Origin of the sequence: Streptomyces sp. NPDC059906, assembly GCF_042730645.1 — a bacterium.
Classification (GTDB): Bacteria; Actinomycetota; Actinomycetes; order Streptomycetales; family Streptomycetaceae; genus Streptomyces; species Streptomyces rubrogriseus.
In genome coordinates this window covers 21989-29180 of record NZ_JBHWKU010000056.1, presented here as the reverse complement: position 1 = coordinate 29180, position 7192 = coordinate 21989, and the positions used below count along the sequence as shown (strand labels likewise).

Below are 7192 nucleotides of genomic sequence, written 5' to 3'. Positions count from 1 at the left end.
GGGGGGGGGGGGGGGGGGGGGGGGGGGGGGGCGGGGGGGGGGGGGGTGGGGGGGGGGGGGCCCCCCCCTCGCGCCGGGGGGTGTCCGTCCTCGGAACGGCGCGAAATCGGTCGGCTACGGAGGCTCGGGGCGTTGACGCGCCAACCACTGCGGGCGGACACCCCCCGACCCGCCCCCTCCTCGCCGTACGCGGCTGACCGCCCGTCCCCCCAGCTGCGGGCCGCCGCCGCTCCCCCCCCCGCCGCCATAGCTGCGGGCAGTCGTGCCGCTGGGGCGGCACGGGTGGGCGCAGCGGCACCCCGCTACGCCGGGCCGCGTCCCCCTCGCGCCCGCACCTACGCCGGGCACCCCGCAACGCCGGGCCGCGTCCCCCTGCGCCCGCACCCACGACGGGCGCCCCGGTGACGCCGGGCCGCGTGACCCACAGCCCCGGTCAACCGGACCACGCCGGCCCGCGGCACCCGCGCTCACCCCCCGTACAACCCCGCCAACCGCCGCGCATCCCGCGCGAACCGCTCCCGCAGCGCCGCCGGCGCCAGTACCTCCACCTCCGCCCCCAGCCCCCTGAGCTGCGCATGCGCGACCTCCTCCGACTCCACCGGCAGCCCCACCGTCACCCAGCCGTCCGCGTCCGGCGCGCCCGCGGCGCTCAGCGCCTCCCGGGCCGCGAGCGCATCGACCGCGTACGGCAGCCCGCGCACCCCCCGCTCCGACAGCCGCACCACGACCTCGGCCCGCAGGATCGACCGCGCGAACTGCTCGGCCCGCTCGGCCCAGAACGCGGGCAGGTCGAAGCCGTCGTCCCGGACGAAACGTTCCTCGCCCGCCTCCACCGCCGTGAACCGGTCGATGCGGTACACGCGGAAGGGTCCGTCGCCCGCGGTCCCGGCGACCCGCGCGCACAGGTACCAGACCCCGGCCTTCAGCACGAGGCCGTACGGCTCCAGCTCCCGGACGACCTCGTCCGTCCCGCGCCGGTAGCGCGCGGCGACGCGCCGGTCGTCCCAGACCGCGTCCGCCACCGCGGGCAGCAGCTCGGGCGTCTCCGGCTCGCGGAACCAGTTCGGCGCGTCCAGGTGGAAGCGCTGGGCCGCCGTACGGGAGGCGTCCCGCAGGGAGGGGAGCAGGGCCGCCGACACCTTCAGGCGAGCCGCCGACGCCGCGTCCTCCAGGCCCATCTCGCGCAGCGCCCCGGGGACTCCGGACAGGAACAGCGCCTCCGCCTCGCCCCGGGCGAGCCCGGTCAGGCGGGTGCGGTAGCCGCCGACGAGGCGGTAGCCGCCGGCCCGGCCGCGCTCCGCGTACACTGGCACGCCCGCCTCCGACAGCGCCTGCGCGTCCCGTGTCACGGTCCGCTCCGACACCTCCAGCTCCCGGGCCAGCTCGGCGGCGGTCATGGTCGGGCGGGACTGGAGGAGCAGCACCATCTTGATGAGGCGGGCAGCGCGCATTCCCACATGATGCAGGAGGCGCGGAAGGCCCCCGCCGGGGCGGGGGCCTTCCGTTCGTCGTGACTCGCCTCTACAGGCCGTAGCGCTCGCGCGCCTCCTTCACGGCCGTCGCCTTGACCTCGCCGCGCCGGGCGAGCTGGGCCAGGGCCGCGACCACGATGGACTCGGCGTCCACGCCGAAGTGGCGGCGGGCGGCGTCCCGGGTGTCCGACAGGCCGAAGCCGTCGGCACCGAGCGACGAGTAGTCCTGCTCGACCCACTGCGCGATCTGGTCCGGGACCTGGCGCATGTAGTCGGAGACCGCGAGCACCGGGCCCTCGGCGCCCTGGAGCGCCCGGCGGACGTACGGCACCCGCTCCTCGCCGCGCAGCAGCGCCGCGTCGGCGTCCATGGCGTCCCGGCGCAGCTCCGTCCAGGAGGTCGCGGACCACACGTCGGCGGCCACGCCCCACTCCTCGGCGAGCAGCCGCTGCGCCTTGAGCGTCCAGTGGATCGCCGTGCCGGAGCCGAGCAGCTGGATGCGCGGGGCGTTCGCGGCCGGGGTCAGGCCCGCCGTCTCCGCCGTGTTGAAGCGGTACAGGCCCTTGACGATGCCCTCGTCCACACCGGACGGCTTGGCCGGCTGCGGCATCGGCTCGTTGTAGACCGTCAGGTAGTAGAAGACGTTCGGGTCCTCGCCCGGGGCCGCCTCGCCGTACATGCGGCGCAGACCGTCCTTGACGATCGCCGCGATCTCGTACGCGAACGCCGGGTCGTAGGAGAGGGCGGCGGGGTTGGTCGCCGCGATGGCGGGGGAGTGGCCGTCCGCGTGCTGGAGGCCCTCACCGGTGAGGGTGGTGCGGCCCGCGGTGGCGCCCACCAGGAAGCCGCGGCCGAGCTGGTCGCCGAGCTGCCACATCTGGTCGGCCGTGCGCTGCCAGCCGAACATCGAGTAGAAGATGTAGAACGGGATCATCGCCTCGCCGTGCGTCGCGTACGCGGTGGACGCGGCGATGAAGTCGGCCATCGAGCCGGCCTCGGTGATGCCCTCGTTGAGGATCTGGCCGTTCTTGGCTTCCTTGTAGTACATCAGCTGGTCGCGGTCGACCGGCTCGTACGTCTGGCCCTTGGGCGAGTAGATGCCCAGGGACGGGAAGAGGCTCTCCATGCCGAAGGTGCGGGCCTCGTCGGGGACGATCGGCACCCAGCGCTTGCCGGTCTCCTTGTCCCGGACCAGGTCCTTGACCAGGCGGACGAAGGCCATGGTCGTCGCGACGTTCTGCGAGCCGGAGCCCTTGTCGAAGGACGCGAACGCCTTGTCGGCGGGGGCGGGCAGTGGCGCGAGCGGGTGGACGCGGCGGGCCGGGGCCGGACCGCCGAGGGCGGCGCGGCGCTCCTGGAGGTAGCGCACCTCGGGGGAGTCGGCGCCGGGGTGGCCGTAGGGGACCACGCCGTCGACGAAGGCGCTGTCCGCGATCGGCAGGCCGAGCAGGTCGCGCATGTCCTTGAACTCGTCCACCGAGAGCTTCTTCATCTGGTGGTTGGCGTTCTTCGACGCGAAGCCGGTGCCGAGGGTGTGGCCCTTGACCGTCTGGGCCAGGATCACGGTGGGCGCGCCCTTGTGGGCGAGCGCGGCGCGGTAGGCGGCGTACACCTTGCGGGACTCGTGACCGCCGCGGGAGAAGTGGAAGCAGTCGAGGATCTTGTCGTCGGACAGGAGCTTCGCCATCTCGGCGAGCTGCGGGTCCTTGTTGAAGAAGTCCTCGCGGATGTAGGCGGCGTCGCGGGTCTGGTACGTCTGGACCTGGGCGTCCGGTACCTCGCGCAGGCGGCGTACGAGCGCGCCGGTGGTGTCCAGCTGGAAGAGTTCGTCCCAGGCGGTGCCCCACAGGCTCTTGATGACGTTCCAGCCGGCGCCGCGGAACTGGGCCTCCAGCTCCTGCACGATCTTGAAGTTGGCGCGGACCGGACCGTCGAGGCGCTGCAGGTTGCAGTTGATGACGAAGGTCAGGTTGTCCAGGCCCTCGCGGGAGGCGAGGGTGAGCGCGGTGGTGGACTCCGGCTCGTCCATCTCGCCGTCGCCGAGGAACGCCCACACGTGGGAGTTCGTCAGGTCCTTGATGCCGCGGCTGGTCAGGTAGCGGTTGAACCGTGCCTGGTAGATCGCCGAGATCGGGCCGAGGCCCATGGAGACGGTGGGGAACTCCCACAGCCAGGGCAGTCGGCGCGGGTGCGGGTAGGACGGCAGGCCGTTGCCGCCGGCCTCGCGGCGGAAGTTGTCCAGCTGCTCCTCGGTCAGGCGGCCGTCGAGGAAGGCGCGGGCGTAGATGCCGGGGGAGGCGTGGCCCTGGACGTAGAGCTGGTCGCCGGAGCCGTCACCCTCCTTGCCCTTGAAGAAGTGGTTGAAGCCGGTCTCGTAGAGCCAGGCCGCGGAGGCGAAGGTGGCGATGTGGCCGCCGACGCCGTACTTGCTGCCGCGGGTCACCATCGCCGCCGCGTTCCAGCGGTTCCAGGCGGTGATCCGCTGCTCCATCGCCTCGTCGCCGTCCACGGTGGGCTCGTCGGCGGTCGGGATGGAGTTGACGTAGTCGGTCTCCAGCAGCTTCGGCAGCGCCAGGCCCGCGCCCTCGGCGCGCTCCAGCGTGCGGCGCATCAGGTACGCGGCACGGTGCGGCCCGGCCGCCTGGGTGACGGCGTCCAGGGAGGCCTGCCACTCGGCGGTCTCCTCGGGGTCGCGGTCCGGGAGCTGGTCGAGCTCGCTCGGCTGGATGGCTTTGGGGTCGGTCGTCATGTCGCCGCCTTCCTCAGTCGAAGGGGGTTCCCTCATCGGCAAGGGTTCGGGGGTGCCCTAGGTCTTTGGCAGGACAGGGCTGGGGCTTGGGTGGAAGCCCGTCTGTGACTGTAACTCGCTGATCGATGATCGATCAAAGGGTTGGGGGGCAAAACCTCTTGATCACGAGAAAGTCGGCACGCGGTGCCTCCGGCGGTGGCACGGGGTGACCTTGAAGTTGACGGTTTGTGCAGGTGAGAGGGGGTGGGCGCGGATGAGCCATGAGGGGCGCGGGGAACTGCGCGAACGGGGGTCTGGGGGCGGAGCCCCCAGGGACGGGGCGGGAAGGGGCGGCGGGGGCGAAGAAGACTAGGGGCGCGGGGCGCAGCCCAGGACGTGGGACTTGACGATCTCCGGGATGCGGGGGTCCCGGCGGCGGAAGGCCGCGACCAGCTCCTCGTGCTCCTCCGCGTACGACTGCTGCACCGTCCCCAGCCACCGTATCGACAGCGCCGTGAACACCTCGATCCCCAGCCCCTCCCACGTGTGCAGCAGCACCGAGTTGCCCGCCGCCCGCACCAGCTCCCGGTGGAAGCCCACCGTGTGCCGCACCTGGCCGGTGCCGTCGGAGACCCGGTCGGCCTCGTACAGCGCGGCGACGTGCGGCTCCAGGGCCGAGCAGTCCAGGGCCAGCCGGTCCGCCGCCAGCTCGGCCGCGATGGCCTCCAGACCGGCCCGGACGGGGTAGCTCTCCTCCAGGTCGGCGGCGGTCAGGTTCCGCACCCGCACGCCCTTGTTCGGCGCCGACTCGATCAGCCGCAGCGACTCCAGCTCCCGCAGTGCCTCCCGCACCGGCGTCTGGCTGACCTCCAGCTCGGTCGCGATCCGCCGCTCCACGATCCGCTCGCCCGGCTGCCAGCGCCCGCTGATGATCCCTTCCAGGATGTGCTCGCGGATCTGTTCGCGCAGCGAGTGGACGACGGGCGCGGTCATGAGAGCTCCTTCGGGAGAGGGCCCCTTCGGCCCCCTGGGGGGACTGACGTTGAGAAACAATACGGCCGTCCCGGGGGGCGGGAAGGGCGCACGGGGGCGCTTTGACGCAGGTGAGACGAGACTTACACAGCGTGCCCCGGTCGAAACACGGCGATGCCCCCGCCCGGGAACGTCCGGGCGGGGGCACCGTACAGGCCCACTGGCGAGGGTGACTACAGGCCGAGCTCGACCTCGAACTCGCCCGCCTCCAGGATCGCCTTGACCGCCGTCAGGTAGCGGGCGGCGTCGGCGCCGTCCACCAGACGGTGGTCGTAGGACAGGGTCAGGTACGTCATGTCGCGGACGCCGATGACCGGGCCGTCCTCCGTCTCGATGACCGCCGGACGCTTGACCGTGGCACCGATGCCGAGGATGGCGACCTGGCCCGGCGGCACGATGATCGTGTCGAACAGCGCGCCGCGCGAACCGGTGTTGCTGATGGTGAAGGTCGCACCGGCCAGCTCGTCCGGGCTGATCTTGCTGGCCCGCACCTTGCCCGCCAGGTCGGCGGTCGCCTTGGCGATGCCGGCCAGGTTCAGGTCACCGGCGTTCTTGATGACCGGGGTCATCAGGCCCTTCTCGGAGTCCACCGCGATACCGATGTTCTCGGTGTCGAAGTAGGTGATGGTCCCCTCGGCCTCGTTGATCTTGGCGTTGACCGGGGCGTGGGCCTTGAGGGCCTGGGCCGCGGCCTTGACGAAGAACGGCATCGGGGAGAGCTTGACGCCCTCGCGCGCCGCGAACGCGTCCTTGGCACGGGCGCGCAGCTTCATCAGCCGGGTGACGTCGACCTCGACGACCGACGACAGCTGGGCCTGCTCGTGCAGCGCCTTGACCATGTTGTCGCCGATGACCTTGCGGATGCGCGGCATCTTGACGGTCTGGCCGCGCAGCGGGGAGGCCTCCAGGACGGGGGCCTTCTTCGCAGCGGGCGCGGCGGGGGCGGCGGCCGGAGCCGGAGCGGCGGCCTTCGCCGCCTCGGCGGCGGCGACGACGTCCTGCTTGCGGATGCGGCCGCCGACGCCGGTGCCCTTCACGGTGGACAGGTCGACGCCGTTCTCGGCGGCGAGCTTGCGCACCAGCGGGGTGACGTAGGCGCCGTCGTCCACCGGCTGGGCGGCGGCCGGGGCAGCCGGCGCGGGCGCCGGGGCGGCGGGTTGCGGGGCCGGAGCCGGCGCCTGCGGGGCGGGGGCCGGGGCGGCCGGAGCCGGAGCGGCCTGCGCGGGAGCCGGAGCGGCCGGAGCCGGCGCCGGGGTGGGCTCGGGCTGGGCCGGGGCCGCCGGGGCCGCCGGGGCCTCCTGGGCGGGGGCAGCCGCCGGGGCGGCACCCGCCGCACCGATGACGGCGAGCTTGGCGCCGACCTCGGCCGTCTCGTCCTCGCCGACCACGATCTCCAGCAGGGTGCCGGAGGCGGGGGCGGGGATCTCGGTGTCGACCTTGTCGGTCGAGACCTCGAGCAGCGGCTCGTCCTCCTCGACGCTGTCACCGACCGACTTCAGCCAGCGGGTGACGGTGCCCTCGGTGACGGACTCGCCGAGCGCGGGCAGGACCACGTCCGTGCCCTCGGCGGAGCCACCGGCGGCGGCGTCGGCGGTGGGAGCGGGCGCCGGGGCGGCCTGCTCGGTGGAGGGGGCGGCAGCGGCGGGCTCGGGAGCGGGCTCGGCGGCCTGCTCGGCCTGCGGGGCCTGCTCGGCGGCCGGGGCGCCGCTGCCGTCGTCGATCAGCGCCAGCTCGGCGCCGACCTCGACGGTCTCGTCCTCGGCGACCTTGATGGAGGACAGGACGCCCGAGGCGGGGGCCGGGATCTCGGTGTCGACCTTGTCGGTCGAGACCTCGAGCAACGGCTCGTCGGCCTCGACGCGCTCACCCTCGGCCTTCAGCCAGCGGGTGACGGTGCCCTCGGTGACGCTCTCGCCGAGCGCCGGAAGGGTTACGGAAACCGCCATGGTTTCGGTTGCTC

General features: G+C 73.5%; 4 protein-coding genes. All 4 read right to left on the bottom strand.

What is annotated here, in order from left to right; genetic code table 11:
• Positions 1–467 precede the first annotated feature (467 nt).
• Positions 468–1451, bottom strand: a complete 984-nt coding sequence (locus tag ACFV9J_RS39635; RefSeq protein ID WP_385362955.1) for a helix-turn-helix transcriptional regulator — start codon at positions 1449–1451, stop codon at positions 468–470.
• 70 nt (positions 1452–1521) lie between these two features.
• On the bottom strand, positions 1522–4221 hold the full coding sequence (gene aceE / locus ACFV9J_RS39630; protein WP_385362953.1) for a pyruvate dehydrogenase (acetyl-transferring), homodimeric type: 2700 nt from the start codon (positions 4219–4221) through the stop codon (positions 1522–1524).
• Between the two features lie 348 nt (positions 4222–4569).
• Positions 4570–5193: a GntR family transcriptional regulator gene (locus tag ACFV9J_RS39625; protein WP_003976633.1), complete on the bottom strand. Its 624-nt coding sequence runs from the start codon at positions 5191–5193 to the stop codon at positions 4570–4572.
• Positions 5194–5405: 212 nt separating this feature from the next.
• Positions 5406–7178 (bottom strand): 2-oxoglutarate dehydrogenase, E2 component, dihydrolipoamide succinyltransferase, encoded by a 1773-nt coding sequence (gene sucB / locus ACFV9J_RS39620; RefSeq protein ID WP_385362951.1) that lies wholly within the window; start codon positions 7176–7178, stop codon positions 5406–5408.
• Between the last annotated feature and the right edge of the window lie 14 nt (positions 7179–7192).